The following is a 25,376-nucleotide window of genomic DNA, read 5'->3' on the forward strand; positions in this document are numbered from 1 at the left end:
GTTCATACTCCAGACCAATTAACCGCTTTGTTCTTTTAGGATTCTCTTCAATATGATTCAGTATGTCGCTCATGTTTCTGTGTCAAAAAAGCTATTTAATGTTCTTTTACCACAGAATGTTACTATTTTGGAGATGTCTAAAGATTTTCTGGAACTTAAACATAAAGATAGTGCTAGATAAAAGCGTGAGATTGGTAAACTCAGAAAAATATGAGTTCTGAAACAAGCTATGTCTCACATAAGCTTTTTAATAAAATTTGTACCCTCTGTAATTTAATTATTTCACTTTGAGATTTATATATTTCAACAGCTTCATGACAATCTTTTTTGTTTTGCATTTACTCTTTTCTTTGGCTGCAAATATTTTAAGAATTTCCGACTTTAAATCTCCGTAAATTTCTTCTGTCGTTTCATCAATTGGGATTGAGTCCCTTATTTACAATAGCGGTTGAGTAGGAGCAGGTTGCAAAAGGTCAATTTTTGCAAAAGCTGTCTGGCTTATCATCAACCAATTTGATAACAAGATGCCAAAAACGCTAATGAGAAAAACGGAGATTAATAAAAAAATCTTGGTTTTTGAACCATACAATACCCTAACAACACCAGTCTTAGGGTTGTTTTTTTTGTTTCATAGTGAGGTATAGACTAAAAACCTATGGGTAGATATATCACACTATTACGTAAAGATATGTAATAGTGTGTTTAACTTTTTTATCAATTTGATAGCTGGATTACTTACTTGTATCTAAGTATATGCTTATCAAACCATCACTCAATATTGAACCTAAAGGCTTGTCTTACCTACCTCAATCTATTTTTTTATTCGTTGAACTTCAGGTTAAATTTAATGAATTCTCTCTCTAAGTAATTGTTCTTCTAAAGCAGCAATGCGATTGTACGCTGCTGTTAACTGCGCTGTCAGTCGTTGTATTTGAATTTCTGGTGTTATATTATCTCCAGCTTGACGATGCATGTCTAGATAAATGCCATCTGTCAACACATCCTTGTGTTCCATTTCTGGATTTAAATTGTTACGTCCTTTAAACTGGTAGCCTCCAGCCGCGTCATTTTGTTGGCAATTATCCTTTGCTTGTGTATTGGCTAAAGAACACTCTGAGAAAGTTTGAGTGACTTTACCATCAAGCTGCTCAATTACTTGGCACAGGTCATCCAGCTTTTGGCTTAAAGTCAGGATCTGCTGCTGTAATAGCTCCATTTAATACCTTTATTCGTACATTTTCTCTATGGTATTCAATTTACTCTCAACCTTAACGATACTTATGGATTATTTAAGTATTGATAATTTTTGCTGGAAATGTGACATTTAAATCATTACTTCTAAATACAAGTAAGGTTTCACTATAAGTACCACGAAGTAAATTTATGGATAAAAATTAATCTTGAGGTAGAAATTTGCCAAAAGATTGCTAATTTGAGTCAAATATTCAAAATTAACCGTATTATCAAGAAAAAATACCGATAATTCTCCAGATTCACTTTTTCAGCTAGTCAGCCACTGGTGAATCTTTGCTTAATATTAGGTATAATCAAAAATCTCAAAATCCAAAATCAATGGATCGACGGTCTTTTTTGCTGGGTACAAGCACACTGGCGCTTTCACAACTGCTTTTTGGCTGTGGTGGAAACAAGCAAACGCAACTAAAAGTACAGTTATTAAAAGGTTCTATACCTGGTCAAGTGGTGAATCAGTTCCACAAAGGTTTGCAGCAACGGGTGCAGTTAAAGTTTGCTCCAGTTGAGCGCATACAGGATTTATTTCAGCAATTACAAAATTGGCAGCAGAAGCCAAAGACCGGCGATGAGCAGGGATGGCGTCGCTTTATACCCTTTAGGCAAGGTCAAAAAGCAGCTGACACAGACCTAGTGACATTGGGAGATTACTGGCTACAAGCAGCTATTGAACAGAAATTGATTCAACCACTCCAAGAAGTGCAGGGAAACCAATTAAAGCAGTGGTCTACTTTAAATGAAAGGTGGAAACAACTGGTAACGCGCAACGACCAGGGTATTTTGGATACTCAAGGGAAGGTGTGGGGTGCGCCTTACAGGTGGGGTAGCACGGTAATTGTTTATAACCGTGACAAGTTGCAAAAATTGGGATGGACACCCAAAGATTGGAGTGATTTGTGGCGAGATGGAATGCAGCAGCGTATTTCTTTACTCAATCAACCACGAGAAGTTATTGGTTTGGTCTTAAAAAAGCTAGGAAAATCTTATAATACAGACGATCTTGACCAAGTACCAGACTTGGAAAAGGAATTACAGATTTTAAACCAAAAAGTGAAGTTTTACAGTTCCAATAACTATTTGGAACCTCTAATTATGGAAGACACTTGGCTAGCGGTTGGTTGGTCAAGCGATGTATTACCTATTTTGGGACGTTATCCGCAGCTTGCCGCAGTTATCCCCCAGTCAGGAACAGCAATCTGGGCGGACTTATGGGTACGTCCCGCAGGGGTTACTAAGGATAGTTTATCAGATCAATGGATTGATTTTTGTTGGCAACCAGGCACAGCTAAACAAATTTCGGTGCTGACTAAAACTAATTCACCAATTCCTACAAATATTGCCGCTTCCGATATCCAAGAACCATTATGGAGTTTGTTAGAGAGCGATCGCAAAGTTTTCGATAAAAGTGAATTTTTACTTCCTTTACCTTCATCAGTAATAAAACAATACGAGTCTTTATTCGCCAAAATGAAAGTTTAATTGGGGATTGGGCATGGGGCATTGGGCGTTGAAATTTTTCCATCTCTCTCATCTGCTCCAATTTCTAACTCCTAACTCCTGACTAGAGTAAACGCTGTAACCCTATCTTGTTCTTAATAGTGGTTTGGATACTACATAAAGCTGGACTTGTACTAAAGTTGCAAGTGTAGGTTGCCAAGGGTTCTTTTTGATAATTAAATACTCGGACGTTGTAACCAAAGTTCCGTGCCGCGCTACCCAAGCGATTTACGAAGTCGTAGCGTTCTATATACTCTAGTAAGCTCCAAATTTGCTGATTTACAATCAAGTCTACTCGTGCAGGTTCTTTGTTAGAAGCTGGATATGCGATCCAATTATCCAATAGCTTTTTTTCAGAGTTTTGTTGTGCCCACCATAAACTGGGAACGGTTAATCGTTCTGGATGAATGGTGGTAGCTGTGATTATATAATCTTTTGGCTTGGTCAATAAGTCTAATTCTAAAGGCGCACTAGAAGGCGACGGGATTGAAGGGGTTTGTGCTAGTGAGGGTGGGACTAGTAAAGTGGTGAGGCTAATAGTTAATAGTAATGAAAATGATGTTTGGCGATGGCACAGCCAACGCCTGCCGTAGGATGCCCAAAGGGCTGTAGGGCGATCGCACAATTTAGGTATATGCATAACTGATACTAATTTGTAATTCGTAATTCATAATTCGTAATTAGGGCACAATCTAAAGTTTAATGGCAACTATACGAATTCTTCGATAATCTGCTGTCCAAGTTCCTTGTTGATATAGTGTTGGTTTCAGATATTCCTCAACGACGGGAATTATTTGTATTTGTTGCTCAAGTGAAAGTCCGGTTAAGAATGGACTGGCGAACATTTTAATCCAGTTTGCGATGCCTGCTTCTCCTTCTGCTAGGGGAGTTGGGCGAGGAAACAGGATAGCATAAATGACATCAAAGCCTTGCTGTTCTAAGAGGCTACTGTATTCGCCAATGCTGGGGTAATACCAAGGATTCTCTACTTGTGCTTGAGGGATACCAATGGACTCTAAAGCACTGTATAAAGCTGTGACGATCGCCTTTATATTCCCTTTACCCCCAAATTCTGCGACAAAACGCCCTCCGGGTTTTAGAGATTGGTGTATGGAAGCGATCGCGCGATCGGCTTCTTTCACCCAATGTAGTACAGCATTGGAAAACACTGCATCCAATGGCTTATCTACTTGAAAGTTTCTAGCATCAGCAACATCAAAGCGGATATGGGGATAGTTTTGTTTTGCCTTCTCAATCATTTCAGATGCATAATCAACTCCCATTACTTCAGCCCCAGCTTGGGCAATTTTTTCTGTGAGTTGTCCAGTCCCACAGCCGAGATCCAAAATGGATTCTCCTGGTTGAGAGTTGAGTAATTGCAACAAGTCTTCGCCATATTGCCAGACAAAGGCGTGTTTATCTTCGTAAAGCGAAGTGTCCCAATTATTATTGAGTGTTGAAATATTATTCATAAATTGTGAAATTACAATGTGTTGATTCGCCAATCCTCAACCATCTGCTTGAGGTTCATGAATGCCTAATCACTACAGTAAAAAAGATTTTTAATTATGTCCAATATATATTTTGACGTTAACTAATATTTAAAAGATATGAGTTTGGGTAACAGATGGAACTACGGCATTTGCGCTACTTTGTCATCTTGGCAGAGGAACTGCACTTTGGACGGGCAGCAGAACGCTTGCATATTGCCCAACCCCCCTTGAGTCAACAAATTCGGCAGCTAGAAGGGGAATTAGGTTTTGAACTGTTTCACCGCACGAAACGAAATGTGCAGTTAACAGAAGCCGGACAAGTGTTTCTATGTGAAGTTCAGCAAATTTTCAGGCAATTACAACAGGCAACTCAAGTTGGGCGGCAAACCAGTCGGGGCGAATTTGGACAGTTAGTGGTTGGCTTTGTCAGTTCTGCCACATATAATATTTTGCCAACTATTCTGCGAAGCTTTCGTAGTTGTGTTCCTGGTGTGAGTTTAGAGTTACACGAACTAACTACAGATCAACAGTTAGAGTGGTTGCGAGAAGGTCGAATGGATGTAGGATTTGTACGTCCACCTGTTGATGAAAATAGATTTAGTTGGGAGATTATTTTTCAAGAATCGCTGATGGTGGCATTACCTGAAGCACATTTGCTAGCCAATGAGTCTGATGTCTGTTTGACATCGCTTGCCAATGAACCATTTATTTTATTTCCCAGAATATTAGCGCCTGGACTTTACGATTTAATAATCAGTCTTTGCCAACAAGCAGGCTTTAGTCCCAATGTTGCCCAGGAAGCTATCCAGATGCAAACGATTGTCAGCTTAGTAGCAGCCGAGATGGGTGTGGCGATCGTGCCAGCATCTTTGCAAAATATGCAACGGACTGGAGTAGTTTATAAAAGCGTACAAGAATCTACTTCAAAAGTCGGCATTGCGATGATTTGGCGAAAAAACGAGACATCCCTAACCGTGCAGAAGCTTGTGGAAATAGTTAGACAAGTTGCAAACCAATTATGAACAGAGAGTGTCTGGTTAAGAAATTCGATATAGTTTACTTGCCAATTTCATCAATAATACCTGCAATAATCCCCAGGTGATTGAGAGTTTGTATTTGAATTTCCTCTCCATCTGCCATTTGCTACCTTGTTTGTATTCAAATTAAACTGAAACTTAGCGTTGTTGTTCATGCTAAAGCCTCAATAATTTATGAGTTACTTGGGTTTAGATATTTATGGTTGAATTATTTTACAGATATCAATTACCAATTTTGTTTTTGAGGTTAAGTCTTTCATAAACAAAATTTAACGCTTTGGTGACGGTTGAAATCCCTCATCATGCGTCTGATAATTGTTGACTGGTTTAATAAATCTCTTTCTGATTCCAATGTTGAGTTTATAACGTTCATTCACCTGAATTGACATTGTTTCCAAAATAGAAACAAAATTTGGCAAAATCTTCCGAATTCCTTATTCTGGTGTTCTCTAACGAGTTTTTATGTGGGCTTAGATCCCCGACTTTTTTAAGAAGTCGGGGATCTGAGGGTCAAGTGATGTGATACGAAGTAATTTTGCTAAACTCTAAACCAGAGTAAGGAGCAAGTCAGATGTTTCAAGCTTTACCAAAAACGATCGCTTTTGAAGAATTCCTAAATTGGAAACCAGACGGCGAAGCATAGTGAGGAGAATTTTGAGATATATAGGTATAAATAGAGGATAAATGATTAACGGCTGTTTCTGTCCAAAAAACTTTCACGGTTGCAATCCAAATTTTGCGCGTACTTCTTCGACAGAAACGACTCTTCCCGCTTCACTATCACTTAATCCCGCTTCTATTGCTTGTTTTACATAGATTTCATACATTAAATCATCCCATGTAAAATTTTCTGGTAATTTGTCAATTAGCCGTCGTGCTTCTTCCTTGATATTTTTGATTTCCATAACATTCATTGACTACAATCACGTCTATCTGGTTATTATAGCGATTCTCCTCAGTGATGTGATACCAAATAATTTGCTAAACTCTGAATCATCATCAGGAGTAAGTGTGATGTTTCAAGCCTTACCAAAAACGATCGCTTTTGAAGAATTCCTCAATTGGAAGCCAGATGGTGGATATTATGAACTACACGATGGAGCAATTGTTGAAATGCAGCCAGTAGGAGACCATGAAGAGATTAATGGTTTTTTAGCTGGTGAAATAACTGTAGAGTTCAAACGATTAAAACTCTCATACCTCATCCCCAAGCAAGCACTGGTCAAAGTTCCTGACAAAGAATCGGGTTATTCACCTGATGTCATAGTCATAAATCAAAACAATCTTTCAGCAGAACCGATGTGGAAAAAGTCCTCAACGGTTACTCAAGCTGCATCGGTTCCCCTGGTTATTGAAGTCGTCAGCACTAATTGGAGGGATGATTATGCATCCAAGCTAGTTGACTACGAAACTTTTGGCGTTCCTGAATACTGGATTGTTGACTATTTAGCTTTGGGCGGTAGAAGGTATATAGGTAATCCCAAACAACCAACTATTTCCATTTACTATTTGCTCGATGGTGAGTATCAAGTTAACCTGTTTCGGGGAAGCGATCGCATCATATCGCCCACATTCCCAGAATTAAACTTGACCGCCGAACAGATTTTTCAAGCTGGGCGTTCAGAAAATCAATTATGAACGCAGTGCTGACACTCCCATAGGGCCACGAGTCACACCCAGTTGATTTTGCAACTTCAACTCTCGCCATAGTTGGGAACCTGTAATCTCGCCTCGCAATAATTGACTATAAAAATGTATTGTTTTACTCACTTGTTCTGGTGTTTCATTCACAAATTCGATGCGGAAGTGGCGTAATCCCAGTTCTATGAGGCGCTGTACGTACTCGGCTCCCGTTTGAGCAGTGCCGTTAAATACAGTATTTCGGCAACCTACATCTGCTTTAATAACGTGTTCGCTACCGACGCGATCGCGCAATTTAACTTCCTGTTTTTCACACGGTCGTCCACAGTTAGTATAGTCTGTACCCGTTGAGAGAAAGGCGCAAAAAACACAATGCTCCATGTGAAACATCGGTATATGCTGATGGATTGTCACCTCAAACCACTGGGGCGGACAACTGGTGAGCAAGTCTTGCAGTTGGGTAATATTCAAGTCGTATGATGCTGTCAGCCTTTCTAAACCAAAGTGTTGCTGAAAGTAGTCTGCTGTTAAGGGATTAGCAACGTTGAGCGAAAAATCTCCGATACAACGGTCTGCTGCAAAGAATTGCAATTGGTCATAGTTCCGTATCAGATAGCCATCTGCTTCACAAGCACGGACTTGTTGCAAAATCCAATTTTCTCCCGGTTTGGTAATTCGGGGTGGTGCAACCCAAATTGTGGGGAGTGGGGAGTGGGGAGAGACGCGATGAATCGCGTCTGTACAAAAGTTATCAGTTAAAAATGAAGAATTGTCTGTTTTGTTTTTTTGCTGTTGCTGGCGCACCATTTGCACCGCTTCTTGGTAGGCACGGGGGTCTTCAAATTCACAATACAGTGTTTCAATACCAGCTTTGAGGGCAGCTTGCAGTTGCTTAAGATTTCGTACTAGGACGATGAGTGAAGGAGATGTAGCTTTAGCTTCTTGCAGGGTGGAAGATGAGGGGAGTAAATTTTGGAAAGAGACATCAGAATGTAATTGCCAGCGTTTGGGTTGACTTCGCAATTCTTCCAACTGTACTACCATTTCCCGCCGCATCCGGTTCAATTCACTGACGGGTAGCATAATAGCACCGCTGAGGTGGTTGGTTAGTGTTCCTAAACAGAAAGGTGTATTACCAAGACGACCGAATTGTTCTTTTAAACGGTCTGTATCTAGTGGTTTGGTGTGCGCTTCAACTAAAGAAGTTGCAGACTCTACCTGTACAATATTACCGAGTCGATCGCGGGCGATCGCAATTAATGGCTGACCAACTTCGCCATAAATTTCTATATCAATCGGACGCTGAAATTGGGGATTTTCGCCAGCAAAACTCTGACGTAGTTGCTTATCGAGTTCTGGATCGCTGGTTTTCCAAATGCGATCGCCTATATGCACTCGGCGCAGGTTCAAGTCATTTCGACCAAAGGTCAGCACACTTTCCTTTCCTTTGGAAACCACCCCATAAACTCGGCCGCCTTCTTCCTTCGCCTCTGGATGACCGCAGTCAAATACAATTCCATCCCCTGGCTTGACAGGCGCTTCCAATTTGACTGTTACCTCTTCGTTGTGAATGCGGCTGACTTCACCTAAATAAACCCCACGTTTTTTACCAAAGCGGGCGTGAACTAGTTCCTGATTATTAATTCCGCTAAACCAGCCTGTGTAAAGTCCACGAGAAAATGCCATTTCTAAGTTGTAGTGTTCTCGATCTGATTGACCTCTCCCCCAGCCCCTCTCCGAAGCGGAGAGGGGAGCTTTTATTCCCCCTTCCCGCACTTCGTGCCGCTGCGCGAACGTCGGGAAGGGGGTTAGGGGGTTAGGTCTTTCCAATTCCGTCATTACACTATCCAAAGCTTGCCGATAAACACGGGTGACATTAGCAACATACTCTGGAGCTTTCAGGCGACCTTCAATCTTGAGAGAGGTTACTCCTGATTTCACTAAATCTGGCAAAACGTCTAACCCTGCTAGGTCTTGAGGACTGAGTAAATATTTGCGTTCTTTTAAATTTACAACTTCCCCATCAGCGATTAAATCGTAGGGCATCCGGCAAGCTTGCGCACATTCACCTCGGTTAGCAGAACGTCCGCCTAAAGCCTCACTAGTCAAACACTGGCCGGAATACGCTACACACAAAGCACCGTGAACAAAAACTTCCAAAGGCAGCGAGGTTTCCTGTTGGGCAATCTGCTGCTGTATTTTATTGATTTCTTTGAGAGAACATTCACGCGCCAGCACCACCAATTGACAGCCAAGAGATTTGGCAAATTCCACTCCAGCCACACTGGTAATTGTCATTTGCGTGGAAGCATGGATGGGAAAATCGGGGGAAAGTTGACGGATGAGACGGCATATACCAATATCTTGAACGATCGCTGCATCCACACCAGCTGCAATAATTGTGCGGAGATATTGCTGTGCTTCTGCTAGTTCTTTGGGAAATATGAGTGTGTTGACAGTGACATAACCCTTTACGCCCCGACGGTGCAGGAATGTCATCAATTGGGGTAAGTCTGCCTCAGTAAAATTTTCTGCCCGCATTCTGGCATTAAACCGATCCAAACCGAAGTAAATTGCATCTGCCCCATTTTCCACAGCAGCTTTAGCACATTCCCAATTACCTGCTGGCGCGAGTAGTTCAGGACGTTGAAGAGAAGGTTGGGAAGGGGAGCGATCGCTTTTCATCAGATTTAGGGAAGTTTAACTAGCACCATAGTGATTTTATCGAAGTTATTGGGGGATGGAGCGTTCCCCAAAGGGGTTGCAGTAGGCATCGCTTTCTCCTCTGCGGTTTGTTCAATCTTCTGGAGGATGCCAACCCGCAAGTACCCAATAACTGCGAACTTCTAGTGCATCTGCATCATCACTCAAATGTAAAACTGCAACAGTTGCTCTACCAGTCGGCGTTTTGCCAACAATACGTAAACCATCTTCACTCCAGCCAAAATGCTCAAACCAGACTTGAGTACGAGGGTTAAATAGCTTTACCGTTTCGCTCGTCTCTGGATCAAACCCTGTAGTTTTATCACTTTTGTAGCGATTACATAGGGGACAAGCTAACCACAAGTTTGATTCATCATTGCTACCATTTTTAGATATGGGAATAATATGTTCGATTTCCAAACGTGCCATTACTAAACGCTGAGGACTCAAACAATAACCACATCGGTTTCTAGCAGCATTGCGGACACGACGTTCTATTTCTACAGCAATGTAAAAACGGGCCATTGCTGTTAATTGAGGGCTGGTTTCAAGCCGCGTTCAACAGCTACTTTTAAAGCTCTTGCTTTACTTACTAAGCCATGTCGATAGACCTGCATGAGTTCATCTAGTTGACGAACTTCTGCATCATTCAACTGTCCCTCTCGATGACGCGCTTGCAAGTCACTGAAAACCTCTTGCTGCTCAGTTTCCATCTGCATATCGCACATAGCCAAAATCTGATCATCCGGTAGAGACTCCAGAGGTAGTTCGGTAATGGCGCGGTCAATCCATTCTAGTAATACATCTTCAAGTCGCCGATGTGTAAAAGCAGCGATTTCCTTTGCTTTTTGTGCCAGTGTTTCAGGGAGTTGAAGGGTGATAATTTCAGCCATTTTCTACCTGCTTGCCTTTTACTTATGATTGTATCTGCGATCGCTCTGCATCTTCTGGTTAAAAAAGAGCGATCGCTATTATATAAACTACAAGTGCAGAATTTATGTATGTCATTCCATCCAAACCTTTAGAATTATAGCCTTCCATCTGAATTAAGTTCTCTTTCTTCCTTTGTGTCTTTATCATCATCAAGGTCTTTATGAATATATACGCCATTAGTATGAAGGAATCTGAGTAATGCAAAACGTATTATTCTTTCTAAACCAATGTAAGTTGGTATTCTCTTAAGAACCTTTTTTAAATCTTTGTCATCTACATTAGGTTCTAAACCAGGTATACTAACTTCATTTATGCTGCTATACATTTGTTCTATATATGGTTTAAAACTTTGGCCTGTATGAACATACTTACTTCTTATGTCATAAGCTGCTTTTATATTTATTTCAATACATTCTTCTTGAAGTTTTACACTTTCATCATTGCTTTCTGTTTTACTAAAAAATTTTTTTAAGTAAATTTTTGAGAGTTAAATTAAACTTTTTTCTTACTTGATACAATCTACTTTTTAGGTATTTTATATCACTATCTTCACCCATGCAGGCTAATTTAATAAATATTTTTTTTAATTTTTCATCATATAATTCATTATCAGTATAATCATAAAAGTTTGACAATATTTCTCCACAAGTAATTAAATCAAGATATGCTTTTTCTATATCCTGATCCATTATTTGAAGTGAATTAAGATAAAATTTGCCAGCAGCCAAGAAGTATCTATGTAATTTTTCATATTGAACATTGCGAGTTAATATAAATTTGATTATTGCTTCACACTTATCAAATGCAAGTGGAATTTCAAGGTCTTTTCGGGGTAAATGATTAGTGATACCAATATGGTCGTTAGATATTGAAAATATTGGTTCATAATTTGGCATCCAAAAAATTCCATAACTTTCTAATATTCCATGATTATCAAACCTTTTTCCATAATAAACAGCAAGAGTAATAGATATAATGTCACCAATAAATGAATTATCAGGAATTACTATTTGTTGATCTGGTTCAGGGAGAAAATCAAAAGTGCAAACATAATAATATCTACTCATTTGACTTTCATTATATTCATTATCTTTTTGTGTATTGTATAAAGTTCGATTTCTCATACTTGGATGTGCTGATGCAATCAGTAATTCATTATCCTCATAGTCACCATTGAATCTAGCTGGTGATGAAATTAAACATTTATGAATATTAGGATGTGATCTGAACTTTGAATTATCCATAATTAAAGTTCTAAGTTTAAAATGTGAAAGTAAACACTAATGTGTACAAATCTAACATAACTTTCATCCTCTCCTCCGATCCTCTGCGTGAGATAAAAAAAGGACGAACTCGAAAGTTCGCCCGTCACATAATATTATGCTGTTGCTCAATCCAAATCCAAATCTAAATCTTCGCTTCTTCTTTCACCAACTTATCCCAACCCAAATCTTTCAAATTATTATTCCGACGCAACGGACGAGTAACCAACTCTAATATGTCACGCGCATTCGTAAAGCCGTGAATTTGAGCAAAAGTAAACTCTACAGACCACTTTGTATTAATACCGCGTGCTTCCAATGGGTTAGCGTGAGCCATACCAGTAATTACTAAATCTGGTTTCAACTCATAAATTCGCTGGAGTTGATTGTAATTATCCGGCTTCTCTACAATCTTTGGTAAGGGTGAACCCATTTCCTGGCAAGTTTTCTCCAACAATGCCAACTCAGCACCTTGATAGCGCTTATCCATGTAGGGAATGCCGATTTCGTGAACTGTCATCCCACAACGGATTAAGAATCTTGCTTGGGAGATTTCCAGCAAGTTATCACCCATAAAGAATACAGACTTACCGCGAATCAGTTTCACGTAATCTTCCAAGCCTGACCAAATTTGTGCTTCCCGTTCATCCAAACCCTTGGGAGTAATACCAAACACCGAGCAGATTTTCTCAATCCAAGCGCGAGTGCCATCGGGGCCAATGGGGAAGGGTGCGCCAATGAGTTTACACTTGCGGCGGCGCATTAAGGTAGTAGCTGTGCGGCTGAGGAAGGGGTTGACACCAGCGACATAATACCCTTCTTCTAGTACTGGCAATTCTGTGAAGCGCTTTGCGGGTAGCCAGCCGGAAACTTTGATGCCTTGTTTCTTCAGTTCCAAGGTTAACTGAGTAACCACGGGATCGGGAAGAGAGCCAAAGAGAACTAAGGGTGGATGATCTACGTACTCAGATTCATCTTGGGCGACATCTTCTTTCTTCTTACCAAAGTTGAGCAATTTAGCGATCGCATTCCGTTCATTTTTCTCTGTTTCCGCCACCGGAGCCTTATCAGGACAACGGTTAGCCATTGCTGCCAATACCGTGTCTTCCCCTTGGGTAAAGGCGTAATCTAGACCATTTGCTCGCGCTACAACGATGGGAATCCCGATTTCAGATTCTAGTTTCGGTGCCAAACCTTCCAAATCTGTTTTGATAATTTCGGTAGTGCAAGTGCCAATCCAGACAATTACACTAGGATTGCGATCGCGTTTAATTTGCAAGCACAACCGCTTTAACTCTTCATAATCATTCAGCTGTGCCGAAATATCGCCCTCTTCCAACTCTGCCATTGCATAGCGGGGTTCAGCAAAAATCATTACCCCCATCGCATTTTGCAGGAAGTAGCCACAAGTTTTTGTCCCAATCACCAAAAAGAAGCTATCTTCAATTTTTTGGTATAACCACGCCACGCAGCTAATTGGGCAAAAAGTATGGTAATTTCCGGTTTCACATTCAAAGTTTAAAGCTTCTGGTTGTTGAGCGACAGTCATTTTGGTTTTTTCTCCCCTTGATATTTAATGGCAGTTCAACCAATTTCAGATTTTAGATTGATAATTTTGGATTGAAGGCTGGGACAACAAAAGTATCCTCTGTCTAACGACAATTTCCCTAATTCCTCATCCAAAACCCCAAATCTAAAATTTAAAATTGCGAAGAACGGCAATAATTAAGCATTGGGGAAGAGGCGGGCAATTTCTGATTCATCAAAAACGCCTGCTGGCAGTTCTTCCCCTAAAAAATCGTTATTTTCTTCAGGCTTTTGTAAAGCTGTTTCATCACCCCAGACATCTGATAACACGTCTTTAAACGCATTCTCATCTAGTGGACTATCTCCAAGTGCTTCTTCTTCATCCAGCTTTACTTCCGTTGCAGCTGTTGTATCGAAGGCAATTTCCCCAAACTCATCTGCTTCTAAACTAGAGCTTTGGAGAGATTCATCTTTTGAGTTGTGTCCGTTGGTTAAGGAAATATCGCCAAAGCCATTTTCCGTTTCTTCCAACTCGCTGATTCCCAGGCTTTCATCCTCAGAATCCACGATTGCGAACTCTTCAACTACCGCCACCGCCGCAAAGCCATTTGTATGAGCGTGTGTCAATGTTTCATCTTCAGGCTTTTCATCAATGACAGATGCTGCTTCTTCTACATATTTTTCTACATCTTGGTTGACGACGAAGCGATTACCGAGAGCTAAATCTGGGTCAAAATGCAAATCCAGGACTTCAATCAGGGTATCGGCGTCAGGATTGAGTTTGGCAAATGGCAGCATTAACTGCGCTAGTTTTGGCTCTAGGGCGTTAAGAACTCCCAGGATGAGGTAGGAAGGTGGTCGCTTCCCGCCATCAGGGGTGTACACCGATTCCACTTCCATGTGAAGGGTAATCCAGTCTCGATTATTCTGGAAAAATTGCAACCACTTTTGCTTTATTGAATCTGTAAAGCTGTGAAAGAATGCCATGTTATTGTCCCCCATCCTGAGAACTTGGTGATTTATACAATCATCAAGTCTAGTTCCTCTTCTGAATTAGGAACCTGGGGTTTACCCGGATTTAGATAAAAATCAGATAACAAAGAGAACAACTCCCGATCTGGTGAATCATTAGGTACAACACCTTCGGGACGCGCTAGAATTTGGTCGGCGATGTTGAGATAGTAGTCGCAAACGTAGTCTAGGGAAGGATCTTGCTCTGCCATCTCAAACAATGTCTTACCTTTCACACGGGAAACGCGGATATCTTCAATTAAAGGTAGAACTTCTAAAACTGGCATGGGTACTGCTTCTATATATTTTTCAATCAAGTCGCGCTTGGATGTGCGATTGCCAATTAACCCAGCTAAACGCAGTGGGTGAGTTCTTGCTTTTTCGCGGACTGAAGCAGCAATCCGATTAGCCGCAAACAACGCATCAAAGCCGTTGTCTGTAACGATCAGGCAGTAATCTGCATAGTTGAGTGGTGCTGCAAAACCACCGCAAACTACGTCACCCAGAACGTCAAAAAGAATTACATCGTACTCATCAAAGGCGTTGAGTTCTTTAAGTAATTTTACGGTTTCACCGACTACGTACCCGCCACATCCAGCACCCGCAGGTGGGCCACCAGCTTCTACGCAATCAACACCGCCGTAGCCTTTATAAATTACATCTTCCGGCCAGACATCCTCGTAGTGATAGTCCTTTTCTTGGAGGGTGTCGATAATTGTCGGAATCAAAAACCCAGTCAGGGTGAAGGTGCTGTCATGTTTGGGGTCGCAGCCAATTTGCAGCACTTTCTTGCCACGTTTAGCTAGGGCGACGGATATATTACAGCTAGTTGTGGATTTACCGATACCACCTTTTCCGTAGACTGCTAGTTTCACTGTTGTTTCCCTCTTATAGCTTCTTGTCAAACTTGTGGCTCAAACATTTGCCTTCACCTTTCCTGAGATGGCGATGCGTGAGGTCTGTTGATGTCATTATTGGGCAAATTACCTAGAAAAGAAAGTGGCTCCTAATCTGTAAAACAGTCTTAGACGATGAATTCAAGCTTAATTAAATTTATTTAGGTTTTTATGAATTTTAAAGACCTTAAAAGATTTAAAAATAGACAATAACAACTTTTTATTATTTATTTTTATAAAAAGAGTTACAAAAAACAAAAAGCTGAAATCGTTTTTTTTGAATGCTTTTCATAGAATTAGCTAATGTTTTTAGAACCTGTTTTCAAGGCATTGGGGCGCAGGGTTAAGGGCAAACAGAGGTATATACAGCCTGATGCTGGAAATACTACTGCAATTTGCGTTAGCGTAGCTCACCAAAGGTATCGCAGATAATCTGGCAGTTTTCAATCGGTAGAGCAAACCATTTAATTGCTGCTTGAGAGTGAGTTAGTGTGATTATGTAAAATATTATTAATTTGCAAGATATCGTGTTTCTGGGTTGAGTCCTATGACAGACTTAACCCCCCTTCCCTACTAGCGTTGGGTAGTAAGATTCAAAGCCTCTTTCCTAAAAGAGAGAGCAATGGAAGTGAGGTTAAAATCTTTTGGCTGTGCGGCTTAAGGCAATTAGGACACCTCAGTTTTAATTTCCTGGATTTCCTGCAATGTTTGCCAACCAGCTTGCCACTGGGAGTTATCTTGTAATAATTTGGCATTTATCCAAAAACGGACTTTAGGATCGCAAGCAGCAACCATTTCGGCGTAAACCCACTTCCCCTGATTTTTCCGATTGACAACTTGGAAATGCCGCCAGCCATCAACTTTTTGCTGTGCTGTCCACTTAGAACCAACTAGGTAAGGAAATTTTTGTTTTTTAGTCATTTGTCATTTGTCATTTGTCATTCGTCATTGGGAAAACACTTTCTTTATTCCCCATTCCCCATTCCCAAATTAAGATGTCACCAAATCACCGTTACGGGTAAACTTCTGGCAATCCAACTCATTATCTTGCTGAACGCATAGCGAAAACCATCTGATATGGCTCCAACAGGTGTTGATGTTGTTGGTAATTTTGCGCTTTTTCTTAGAAAGGCGTTGTCTTACGACTTCATTAGGACAAAGAATTTCTAACGTACCCGTACCATCTTCGTCATTGACGATGCGAAATAGACAGTCTTGCAACATCGCACGGCTGCTACTGTCGAAAAACCGCTTAAATCGCTGTAGCTTTTCCCCTTCAGTCATTTGGCTGATGGGTTTTATTTTCAAGAAATCCTCATCTTTTAAGTCAAAGTCATTATCTTCAAAGTCGTAGGGGTCAATCATTTTTAGCATCCACTAGGCGACCTGGGATCATGGTAACTCTGTATGGGGGCAAGGTAGATTTAATAAATAAGCATCTCTATAGCAATCCGATTTGATTTCTGAATTAATCGTAGGGACTGGGGACTGGGGACTGGGGACTGGGAAGAAGGAATAAAGTTGTACTGAGTTTTTTTCACGCAATCAAATATGAGTCCTATAGAATGTTATCAACATTAATCGAAAAAGCTTTGAGCGTTTCTTTGATGGCTGCTGAATTCAATGAGATTTGGCTTCATGGTATTACTGCTGCGATCGCCATTTACTTTGGCTTTATTGCTACACCAAATTTATTAGAACTGAGTTCCGGGTAAAACCACAATCTTAGCCAGAAATAAATAAAAGTTATATCAAAATTAAGTAAGCGAGCTAGTCATTTAATCGTATTGACTTAATAAAGAATCGTATACCAAATTAAGTATACGATTCTTGATAAAACATAGAACTAAATTGTTTTCTACCCACGACTGGAATGCTTCAGTTGTTCAACCAAGGGATATTAGAGCTAATTACGGGCAGTGTATGCCATACAGTTGGCTTTCCTTAAAATTAAGGGGGTACGCCCGTCTTTTTTAGTTACGGCTAGGAAGGAGCAAACATTTTTGTACTAATCTTTTTGTACTAAGCAGTTTTACCTGTTACACCAAATAGGTTTTTTGGTATAACAGGCGTATACTTACTGCAAACCTAGTTGTTTAGACTGTGATGCTACCAGCGTAATGGCAAACTTAGTCCCTGGCTCAAAGTCTGCAATAGTTGCATTATATTCCAAGGACTGGTTCGATGGTAAGTAAGATGGCCCCCCGCAAGATACATTTAAATCCGTACCATCTTGAACTTTTAAATTAGAACAGCCATAAATGACTGCTTTATTGCCTTCATTATCGACTTTGCTGATCTGAAGGCTTTTAACAACCCCAGTTACACCCTCAGGTAACTCTATAATAGCTCTTTCAACCCTCAGAGCTTGTGATAACTTCATCGCGTTAGCACTGAAGCTACATCCATCGGCATTGTTAACTATCACAGTCGGTGGTAGAACATCGATTTCATTGGGGTCATTTGGATCTGGTATTATTCTTACATCACCTACGACGGTACAATCTGACTTGAAAGGCGCAGTCTGTGAATCTGCAATTGCCATTCTAGGAAAGAAAGTTGCACAAATTACGAGTAAAACAGCAAGAACTCCAAAAATATTTTTGGAATATTTGAATCGATTCATTATTTTTCCTCCTTAAGTAAGTAGATGTTGGAAAAACCTCTAGCTAAAGGAATATTCAGTAATTTTGTGATTAAATATGCAAATATGCAATTTGATTTTCAAAATTAGATTTTTCTGCGGGTGTAGACATCGCCAAAGCACTGCAAAAGTTTTCGGATGACTGGCACGAACATTGATTTCCAGCATTGTTACATTAACTGCTAGTCTCCAACTCAGCACACGCAACACTTTCTCCTCCAGCGCTGTCAAGTAAGCACGATTCGGCTTTTAGGGCGACTCCAAAAACCTCTGTACCGACTCCTAAGCGCTCACTGGAATAAACCCAACTAATGCGATCGCCTACGTGGGCGCTTGCGCCATTGCACACGAGAGCGCATCTGCTGACATTCCGCAGACAGGTAATTGAAATCCACATAGGAAAATCGGAACTAGGGGAAAATACCACTTTTACAAGACGTGAACACCGATCTAGGCGATCGCTCCCCTCTTCATACAATATCTATTAAGAGCAAAAATTATCTTTACTTGGTGTTCTGGTGGTAGCCTCTGACAAGCTATTGCGCCTTTACGTTCCTGAAAAAGCCTATGCAACCTACTAATCCTAACCAATTTACAGAAAAAGCCTGGGAAGCGATCGCCCATACCCCAGATATTGTTAAACAATATCAACAACAACAAATTGAAAGCGAACACCTAATGAAAGCGCTGCTAGAACAAGATGGTCTAGCAATAGGGATTCTCACAAAAGCGGGTGTTGACCTCCAAAAACTGCGCGATCGCACCGAACAATTTTTTCAACGTCAGCCGAAAGTATCTGGTAATAGTACTTCAGTATACTTGGGACGTAGCTTAGATACACTTCTAGATCGAGCAGACGGATATCGCAAAGAGTTTCAAGACGAATATATTTCAATTGAACACTTATTGCTGGGTTATGCCAAAGATGACCGTTTTGGCAAAGCTTTATTCCAAGAGTTTGCTTTAGACGAAGGCAAGCTAAAAAATATTATTAAACAAGTTCGGGGGAGCCAAAAAGTGACCGACCAAAATCCAGAAGGCAAATACGAAGCACTGGAAAAATACGGGCGTGACCTTACAGAAGCCGCGCGTAAAGGTCAACTTGACCCAGTAATTGGGCGAGATGATGAAATTCGTCGGACTGTGCAAATTCTTTCTCGCCGTACCAAGAATAATCCTGTGCTAATTGGCGAACCGGGTGTTGGTAAAACTGCGATCGCCGAAGGATTAGCACAGCGCATTATCGCAGGTGATGTACCTCAATCCCTCAAAGACCGCAAGCTAATCGCTTTAGATATGGGTGCTTTGATTGCGGGGGCAAAATTCCGGGGTGAATTTGAAGAACGCCTGAAAGCAGTATTAAAGGAAGTTACCGAATCTGGCGGCAATATTGTTTTATTTATTGATGAAATTCACACCGTTGTCGGCGCTGGTGCAACCCAAGGCGCGATGGATGCTGGGAACTTGTTAAAACCAATGTTGGCGCGGGGCGAATTGCGCTGTATTGGGGCGACAACTCTGGATGAATACCGCAAATATATCGAAAAAGATGCCGCACTAGAAAGACGCTTCCAGCAAGTTTATGTCGATCAACCTAGTGTAGAAGATAGTATTTCGATTTTGCGCGGGTTGAGAGAACGTTATGAAAACCACCACGGGGTGAAGATTTCTGATAGTGCTTTAGTTGCAGCCGCCGTATTGTCGAGTCGATATATTAGCGATCGCTTCCTCCCTGATAAAGCCATTGACTTGGTAGACGAAGCCGCCGCTAGACTGAAAATGGAGATTACCTCCAAACCAGAAGAACTCGACGAAATCGATCGCAAAATTCTGCAATTGGAAATGGAGAAGCTTTCGCTGCAAAAAGAAAGCGATGCCGCTTCTCGCGAACGTCTAGGAAGATTGGAAAAAGAAATTGCCGATCTCAAAGAAGAACAAAAAACACTGAATACTCAATGGCAGTCTGAAAAAGATATCATTGACAAAATTCAGTCTGTTAAAAAAGAGATTGAACAGGTCAATTTAGAGATTCAGCAAGCAGAACGTGACTACGACCTTAACCGCGCTGCGGAGTTGAAATACGGCACTTTAACCAGTTTGCATCGTCAATTGGAAGCAATAGAAGCTGAATTGGCAAACACTCAAAGAAGTGGTAAATCACTATTACGGGAAGAAGTCACTGAAGCTGATATTGCCGAAATTATTTCTAAATGGACAGGAATTCCGATCAGCAAGTTAGTGGAATCGGAGAAAGAAAAACTGCTGCATTTAGAAGATGAACTGCACCGCCGCGTAGTTGGACAAGAAGAAGCAGTCACAGCTGTAGCGGATTCAATTCAGCGATCGCGCGCTGGATTAGCCGATCCCAATCGTCCTATTGCTAGCTTTATTTTCCTTGGGCCGACGGGTGTGGGTAAAACCGAGTTGGCGAAAGCGCTGGCGGCGTATATGTTCGACAGTGAAGATGCGCTGGTGCGAATCGATATGTCTGAGTACATGGAGAAACACGCCGTCTCAAGGCTTATCGGTGCGCCTCCAGGATACGTAGGTTATGAAGAAGGCGGACAACTTACAGAAGCGATTCGTCGCCGTCCTTACTCAGTGATTCTCTTCGACGAAATCGAGAAAGCACACCCTGATGTCTTTAATATCTTCTTGCAAATTCTCGATGATGGTCGCGTCACTGATGCCCAAGGTCATAAGGTGGACTTTAAGAACGCTATTATCATCATGACTAGCAACATCGGTTCGCAGTACATTCTTGATATCGCTGGGGATAACAGCCACTACGATGAAATGCGCCGTCGAGTCATGGAAGCAATGCGAAATAGCTTCCGTCCAGAGTTCCTAAACCGGATTGATGAAATCATCATCTTCCACGGTTTAGATAAGAGGGAATTGCGGCAAATTGTGCTGTTGCAAGTGGAAAGATTGCGGCAAAGATTGAGCGATCGCAAAATATCTCTCAAACTTTCGGATGCTGCCCTTGACTTTTTAGCAGAAGTAGGGTATGACCCAGTGTATGGGGCGCGTCCACTGAAGCGGGCGATTCAGCGAGAGTTAGAAACTCAAATTGCTAAATCCATCTTGCGCGGCGAATTCAACGACGGCAACACTATCTTTGTAGATGTGCAAAATGAAAGGTTGTCCTTTAGCCGTTTACCAGTTGAAGTCTTTACCGGATAATTACACCTAATATAGCAAGGGACTGGGGACTGGTGACTGGGGATTGGGTGAAAAGTCTTGTTGTGTCTAAGTTTTATCATCTGTTAATGTCCTAACCACGTTGGCTGTTGCTATAAATCACACACAAAAACCCGTTTTCTGACAGAAAGCGGGTTTTTGAATTATCGAGAGGTATAGCAAGGGACTGGGGACTGGGGACTGGGGATGGTGGGGTCCCCTCTGGGGATAAGGGGTAATGGGGACTAGATGAATGGTTAGTTACCCTGCGGGATCTTGCTACAGTCGGGGTTTAAATCCCTATCTGAAAATGTCTAAAATGTTTGAATTTTGAATGCGTGATTTTTGAATTGTTAATGACTCTTACACATAACTTGTCGCATTTTACGCATATTTGCAGGCAACTCTAAATTCATCGCTTGTTGAATAAAAATAGATGGAATCGGAATTAGAGGTGTTGCTTGCACAGTATAAGCAAGTATTGTGCCATTACCACAATCTTGTAGTTCTAAATTGGCGTTAAAGTCCTCAAAAGTCCCATTTACCATCCGAAATTGGATTTGCTGCCCCAGCACTTCTACAACATTGAGGTAAATTTCCACTTGAGCCGTGAAAAAGAAGAAGGCTTTTTGTGCTGCTTGATACAGACGTTTGACTTCACCTTTATGTACTACCTCACTCTTGGTGATATCGGGAAAATATTGTACCCAGCGGGGATAATCAGTTAATTGCTGCCAAACGTGCGATCGCACCATCGGCAAATACATCCAGGCTGTCACTGCACCACCCGACATCTTGTGCGATCGCGTTTCTACCAAAATTTCACCCTGTACCAGCAACTTTTGCTTGTCTTGACTCCAAGCCATATCTGAACCTGCAATAATTGAATCTGATATATAAGACGCAGACATAATGATTAAGTTACTCCTCAACTCATCCACCTAAATAGAGTTGAAATTACAAGCCATAAAACTTGATTTAGATCCAACCCATTATTAAATTAGTTCCAGTTTAATACTTATCTTTTCCGGAAAGGATAATTTTTTGCCGATCATTTCAGTTACTTTACTGAAAAAACTGTGTTTCTTATCACAATTAACATAATTAATACTCCAGTGAGTTTTGTCAAAGTAATACTTGTAGATGAAAAACTGCGTTGTTAACAGCTAGAATGGCACAAACACGATTTAACATCAAGTCCCTTACCCTAAGGTTTAGACAGTATCTCTTGGTTTTACGTGTTATTTCTGATGAAACTATAACTTCATCGTAACTTCATATTTTAATTATCAATATCAAGTGTAATGTCTGTTGAATTGAGAGGAAATTTAGGTGAATCAATCTTCTTTAAATCGTAGATTAATCCAGATTTTTGGTATACTTCTCGGCATTAGCGTTGCCGTCTGGGTATTGAGAGGTATTGGTATTCTCACTTTTATCCCAGGTGGAATTATTTGGCTACTGCTACTTGGGGCGATCGCGATCGGAATTATCAGTTACGCCCAAAGGACATGGTGGCGTTTTTAGTCATTTGTCATTAAATGACTAAGCCTTTTTGACTCATTGCCAAAAGTATTTAATACTGAAGCAATGCCAACAAGTTACGAGGGGAAAGGAACATGGCCAAGTATAGATGTACTGTTTGCAGCTATATATATGACCCAGCACAAGGCGATCCAGATAGCGACATAGCACCGGGAACAGCTTTTGAAGATATCCCAGAAGATTGGTCATGTCCAACTTGCGGTGCAACAAAAGACGACTTTGAACCGGTTGAAGAGTGAAGATAACGGCTAGCCTAGTAAAGTACCTGCAATTGAGACATTTTTGAAATTGTTACCGTTACAAATTGTAGTTATTGGGGGTGGGGCAGCAGGATTTTTTGGCGCGATCGCTTGTGCTAAAGCTAATCCTGATGCCCAAGTTACTTTACTCGAAGCCAGTCGCCAACCCCTAGCGAAAGTGCTAATTTCTGGTGGCGGACGCTGCAACGTCACTCATGCTTGCTTTGAACCAGAGGAGTTAGTCCAAAATTACCCCAGAGGTGCAAAAGCTTTGCGGGGTGCTTTGACTCGGTTTGGGCCTCAAGATACAGTAGCTTGGTTTGCTGCTGGTGGAGTCTATCTCAAAACGGAAGCTGATGGCCGGATGTTTCCTGTCACCAACACTTCAGAAACCATTGTGGAATGTCTAATTAAATCACTGGCGAAATCTGGGGTGAAACTCCGTATCGGTACGCATGTAACTTCCGTGAGAACCGCAGCAGACGGGGGGTTTGATATTTTTCTGAAGTCGGAAGAGACAATTAAATGCGATCGCCTACTTCTAGCAACTGGTAGCAGCCTTGCAGGTTATAAAATTGTTCGAGAGTTAGGTCATCAAATTGAACCGCCAGTACCCTCGTTATTTACCTTCAACATTGTCGATCAAAAATTGCGGGAATTGGCTGGAGTTAGCGTTAACCCCGCTCAATTGCGTTTATCTGCGGGCGGTAAATCCCAATTACAGCAAACTGGGCCATTGCTAATTACCCACTGGGGTTTAAGTGGCCCGGCTGTTTTGAAGCTTTCTGCTTGGGGTGCGAGAGTTCTGCACGAAAGCCGCTATGAAGCCACATTATTGATTAATTGGCTGCCTAATTTGCACCAAGAACAAGTGCGAGAAAAAGTTTTAGCAGTTAAGGATGAATGGGGAAAGAAAGCGATTGCATTGCATCGCGGAGTCGATCTACCCCATCGTCTCTGGCAATATATTATTGCTCGTGTAGGAATTACTACAGAAGACCGCTGGGCAGAAATATCTAGTAAAACCTTAAATCGGCTGCTGCAAGAATTGACTCAGGGACAATACTTAATCAACGGCAAAGGAGCCTTTAAAGAAGAATTTGTTACCTGTGGCGGCGTCAAGCTTAAAGAAGTCAACTTCAAGACGATGGAAAGTAGATTAGTTCCTGGTCTTTATTTTGCTGGAGAAATCTTAGATATTGATGGCGTTACCGGTGGGTTTAACTTCCAAAGCGCTTGGACAACCGGTTATTTAGCAGGGGTGGCAATAGCAACTAGCGAGACAGCTTAAGATATTTTCACACATTTTAAATGGAGTTTGAGTGGTTTATTCGACACACTACCTTTGATTTTGCCACTCTTGAGATGTACGGAATTTTTTCAAAAATTAAATAGGATTCCTATATTTACCATTTAGATAAGGTAGTAAACACCCTGGTCTAACTCACCAGCCCCAAAGCACTCTATAGACTTGAGGTATTTTTGTTTGTGGTAGGTAGACCCGCTAGCGGCTCTACGGTTAGTAGACAAACTCTAAAATGGTGGTGTAATAAAACATTTTTTATGTACTAAAATATAGAAAACCCTTACTTGCAGCGAACAAGTAAGGGGATATCGAAAATCAATCAAAACTAATGAACCCCTATGTTGTCTAAACAAGGGGTTTATTTTTGTACAGGAATAAAATGCCCTACTACAGCACCTATAGTAAATGTAGCCATATTCAGAAAAGCTTGGCGACTATCACTATCTACAAATGCTAGTCCTAGAAGACCTAAGAGAGATATACCAGCTACAACACTTAAAGCTACGTCACGGAAATTTGGTTTTTGCTTGAAAATCATCAGATTGTTAACCTACTTGTATAACAACCCCCATAATATAGTAGAACAAGCTAGAACAGCAAGCAATACCACACTTACATAAATTTTGGATAACTAGTAGAGAAACACCCTTACAAGGTAGTATAAAAACTTCTTTTGAATTTGAATTGATATATATTTATAAATAAAATGTTTTTTATTATATCACAAAATAAAAAGTTCGATTAAACCCTATTAATGAAGGCTGTAAAGGATTTTAAGTTGATTTAAATAATATTAATCGATAAATTTGTAAAACTATTTAGTAATAGTAAATCTTGTGGCAATTACTTGTGTCAATAATTACTCTTGGATAATTTTCCCAAAGTTGAAATATTTACACAAAATTCACAATACACTTTCAATTATAAATCTTTAATAAAAAAGAACGTTTTAATATATTTGAAAAGTATAAAAAACAACGTGAAAAACCCAACCAAAAATAGCTTTTATTTGGTGGCGAGCTCTGCCACTGTGAAATCTTGAACTTGACCCTAGCTCCCTACCACTCTATAAAGCCCAGCTAAGAAGTCTCTGTGTTGACCTCACTCGTTTACCAATTTTTTAAGAACAAGCGATCGCTACTTAACTATATTTACTTATCAAAATTCTTACTAATCCTCCAGCATTTCCCACATTGCCACTCTACATT

Annotated in this window: 26 protein-coding genes; 8 read left to right on the forward strand and 18 right to left on the reverse strand. The window is 40.8% G+C overall.

From position 1 onward, the window contains the following. Nucleotides 1-844: 844 nt before the first annotated feature. Nucleotides 845-1,216, reverse strand: a complete 372-nt coding sequence (locus tag RMY32_RS13410; RefSeq protein WP_322711858.1) for a hypothetical protein — start codon at nucleotides 1,214-1,216, stop codon at nucleotides 845-847. Between the two features lie 356 nt (nucleotides 1,217-1,572). Between RMY32_RS13410 and RMY32_RS13415 the strand changes: the two genes are divergently transcribed. Further along, entirely contained in the window at nucleotides 1,573-2,730 is a 1,158-nt protein-coding gene (locus RMY32_RS13415; protein ID WP_322711859.1) for an extracellular solute-binding protein, read from the forward strand. Nucleotides 2,731-2,812: 82 nt separating this feature from the next. Here the strand turns inward: RMY32_RS13415 and RMY32_RS13420 are convergent, their stop codons facing one another. Both RMY32_RS13420 and RMY32_RS13425 read right to left on the reverse strand, forming a co-directional pair. After that, on the reverse strand, nucleotides 2,813-3,388 hold the full coding sequence (locus tag RMY32_RS13420; protein WP_322711860.1) for a hypothetical protein: 576 nt from the start codon (nucleotides 3,386-3,388) through the stop codon (nucleotides 2,813-2,815). Nucleotides 3,389-3,440: 52 nt separating this feature from the next. Continuing rightward, nucleotides 3,441-4,220 (reverse strand): class I SAM-dependent methyltransferase, encoded by a 780-nt coding sequence (locus RMY32_RS13425; RefSeq protein WP_322711861.1) that lies wholly within the window; start codon nucleotides 4,218-4,220, stop codon nucleotides 3,441-3,443. A gap of 155 nt (nucleotides 4,221-4,375) precedes the next feature. Between RMY32_RS13425 and RMY32_RS13430 the strand changes: the two genes are divergently transcribed. Then, a complete protein-coding gene (locus tag RMY32_RS13430) occupies nucleotides 4,376-5,263 on the forward strand; it encodes a LysR family transcriptional regulator (protein ID WP_322711862.1) in 888 nt (295 codons plus the stop codon). A 731-nt stretch (nucleotides 5,264-5,994) separates the two neighbouring features. On the opposite strand, the gene RMY32_RS13435 is transcribed toward RMY32_RS13430, so the two are convergent. Further along, the gene (locus RMY32_RS13435) at nucleotides 5,995-6,183 is read right to left on the reverse strand and encodes a hypothetical protein (RefSeq protein WP_409882918.1); all 189 of its coding nucleotides are present in this window, start codon (nucleotides 6,181-6,183) and stop codon (nucleotides 5,995-5,997) included. Nucleotides 6,184-6,292: 109 nt separating this feature from the next. On the opposite strand from RMY32_RS13435, the gene RMY32_RS13440 reads away from it, so the two are divergent. After that, nucleotides 6,293-6,916 (forward strand): Uma2 family endonuclease, encoded by a 624-nt coding sequence (locus RMY32_RS13440; RefSeq protein WP_322711864.1) that lies wholly within the window; start codon nucleotides 6,293-6,295, stop codon nucleotides 6,914-6,916. Here the strand turns inward: RMY32_RS13440 and RMY32_RS13445 are convergent. The 10 genes from RMY32_RS13445 to RMY32_RS13490 form a co-directional block, all read right to left on the reverse strand. After that, nucleotides 6,911-9,604, reverse strand: a complete 2,694-nt coding sequence (locus RMY32_RS13445; protein WP_322711865.1) for a U32 family peptidase — start codon at nucleotides 9,602-9,604, stop codon at nucleotides 6,911-6,913. The genes RMY32_RS13440 and RMY32_RS13445 overlap by 6 nt on opposite strands. 111 nt (nucleotides 9,605-9,715) lie before the next feature. Next, nucleotides 9,716-10,147 (reverse strand): HNH endonuclease signature motif containing protein, encoded by a 432-nt coding sequence (locus RMY32_RS13450; protein ID WP_322711866.1) that lies wholly within the window; start codon nucleotides 10,145-10,147, stop codon nucleotides 9,716-9,718. Between the two features lie 5 nt (nucleotides 10,148-10,152). Next, entirely contained in the window at nucleotides 10,153-10,515 is a 363-nt protein-coding gene (locus RMY32_RS13455) for a hypothetical protein (RefSeq protein WP_322711867.1), read from the reverse strand. A gap of 134 nt (nucleotides 10,516-10,649) precedes the next feature. Further along, nucleotides 10,650-10,880: a hypothetical protein gene (locus RMY32_RS13460; protein ID WP_322711868.1), complete on the reverse strand. Its 231-nt coding sequence runs from the start codon at nucleotides 10,878-10,880 to the stop codon at nucleotides 10,650-10,652. Between the two features lie 130 nt (nucleotides 10,881-11,010). Beyond that, a complete protein-coding gene (locus RMY32_RS13465) occupies nucleotides 11,011-11,799 on the reverse strand; it encodes a hypothetical protein (protein WP_322711869.1) in 789 nt (262 codons plus the stop codon). Nucleotides 11,800-11,962: 163 nt separating this feature from the next. After that, complete coding sequence (locus RMY32_RS13470) at nucleotides 11,963-13,366, reverse strand: ferredoxin:protochlorophyllide reductase (ATP-dependent) subunit N (protein ID WP_322711870.1); 1,404 nt, start codon at nucleotides 13,364-13,366, stop codon at nucleotides 11,963-11,965. A gap of 176 nt (nucleotides 13,367-13,542) precedes the next feature. Further along, a complete protein-coding gene (locus RMY32_RS13475; RefSeq protein ID WP_322704343.1) occupies nucleotides 13,543-14,331 on the reverse strand; it encodes a DUF5331 domain-containing protein in 789 nt (262 codons plus the stop codon). Nucleotides 14,332-14,363: 32 nt separating this feature from the next. Beyond that, nucleotides 14,364-15,230, reverse strand: coding sequence for a ferredoxin:protochlorophyllide reductase (ATP-dependent) iron-sulfur ATP-binding protein (bchL, locus tag RMY32_RS13480; RefSeq protein ID WP_292774821.1), 867 nt, complete (start codon nucleotides 15,228-15,230; stop codon nucleotides 14,364-14,366). A gap of 687 nt (nucleotides 15,231-15,917) precedes the next feature. Then, nucleotides 15,918-16,172 carry a TIGR02450 family Trp-rich protein gene (locus RMY32_RS13485; protein ID WP_322672297.1) on the reverse strand — a complete coding sequence of 85 codons (255 nt, stop codon included), beginning with the start codon at nucleotides 16,170-16,172 and terminating at the stop codon, nucleotides 15,918-15,920. A 69-nt stretch (nucleotides 16,173-16,241) separates the two neighbouring features. Next, entirely contained in the window at nucleotides 16,242-16,616 is a 375-nt protein-coding gene (locus tag RMY32_RS13490; RefSeq protein WP_322711871.1) for a hypothetical protein, read from the reverse strand. A gap of 200 nt (nucleotides 16,617-16,816) precedes the next feature. Between RMY32_RS13490 and RMY32_RS13495 the strand changes: the two genes are divergently transcribed. Next, nucleotides 16,817-16,966, forward strand: a complete 150-nt coding sequence (locus tag RMY32_RS13495; RefSeq protein WP_322711872.1) for a hypothetical protein — start codon at nucleotides 16,817-16,819, stop codon at nucleotides 16,964-16,966. Nucleotides 16,967-17,328: 362 nt separating this feature from the next. On the opposite strand, the gene RMY32_RS13500 is transcribed toward RMY32_RS13495, so the two are convergent. Both RMY32_RS13500 and RMY32_RS13505 read right to left on the reverse strand, forming a co-directional pair. Continuing rightward, a complete protein-coding gene (locus tag RMY32_RS13500) occupies nucleotides 17,329-17,877 on the reverse strand; it encodes a hypothetical protein (protein WP_322711873.1) in 549 nt (182 codons plus the stop codon). A gap of 193 nt (nucleotides 17,878-18,070) precedes the next feature. After that, nucleotides 18,071-18,292, reverse strand: coding sequence for a hypothetical protein (locus tag RMY32_RS13505; RefSeq protein WP_409882925.1), 222 nt, complete (start codon nucleotides 18,290-18,292; stop codon nucleotides 18,071-18,073). Nucleotides 18,293-18,462: 170 nt separating this feature from the next. On the opposite strand from RMY32_RS13505, the gene clpB reads away from it, so the two are divergent. Then, on the forward strand, nucleotides 18,463-21,081 hold the full coding sequence (gene clpB / locus RMY32_RS13510) for an ATP-dependent chaperone ClpB (RefSeq protein ID WP_322711875.1): 2,619 nt from the start codon (nucleotides 18,463-18,465) through the stop codon (nucleotides 21,079-21,081). 350 nt (nucleotides 21,082-21,431) lie between these two features. Here clpB and RMY32_RS13515 read toward each other — a convergent pair whose 3' ends face one another. Further along, nucleotides 21,432-21,989: an SRPBCC family protein gene (locus RMY32_RS13515; protein ID WP_322672291.1), complete on the reverse strand. Its 558-nt coding sequence runs from the start codon at nucleotides 21,987-21,989 to the stop codon at nucleotides 21,432-21,434. Between the two features lie 421 nt (nucleotides 21,990-22,410). Between RMY32_RS13515 and RMY32_RS13520 the strand changes: the two genes are divergently transcribed. The 3 genes from RMY32_RS13520 (at nucleotide 22,411) to RMY32_RS13530 (ending at nucleotide 24,153) form a co-directional block, all read left to right on the forward strand. Then, the gene (locus RMY32_RS13520) at nucleotides 22,411-22,605 is read left to right on the forward strand and encodes a hypothetical protein (RefSeq protein WP_322683898.1); all 195 of its coding nucleotides are present in this window, start codon (nucleotides 22,411-22,413) and stop codon (nucleotides 22,603-22,605) included. Nucleotides 22,606-22,697: 92 nt separating this feature from the next. Then, nucleotides 22,698-22,862: a rubredoxin gene (gene rd, locus RMY32_RS13525; protein WP_322711876.1), complete on the forward strand. Its 165-nt coding sequence runs from the start codon at nucleotides 22,698-22,700 to the stop codon at nucleotides 22,860-22,862. Nucleotides 22,863-22,911: 49 nt separating this feature from the next. Beyond that, on the forward strand, nucleotides 22,912-24,153 hold the full coding sequence (locus RMY32_RS13530) for an NAD(P)/FAD-dependent oxidoreductase (protein WP_322711885.1): 1,242 nt from the start codon (nucleotides 22,912-22,914) through the stop codon (nucleotides 24,151-24,153). A 373-nt stretch (nucleotides 24,154-24,526) separates the two neighbouring features. Here RMY32_RS13530 and RMY32_RS13535 read toward each other — a convergent pair whose 3' ends face one another. Then, the gene (locus tag RMY32_RS13535) at nucleotides 24,527-24,706 is read right to left on the reverse strand and encodes a hypothetical protein (protein WP_322711877.1); all 180 of its coding nucleotides are present in this window, start codon (nucleotides 24,704-24,706) and stop codon (nucleotides 24,527-24,529) included. Nucleotides 24,707-25,376 lie beyond the last annotated feature (670 nt).

This window comes from Nostoc sp. ChiSLP03a, assembly GCF_034531215.2.
GTDB lineage: Bacteria > Cyanobacteriota > Cyanobacteriia > Cyanobacteriales > Nostocaceae > Nostoc.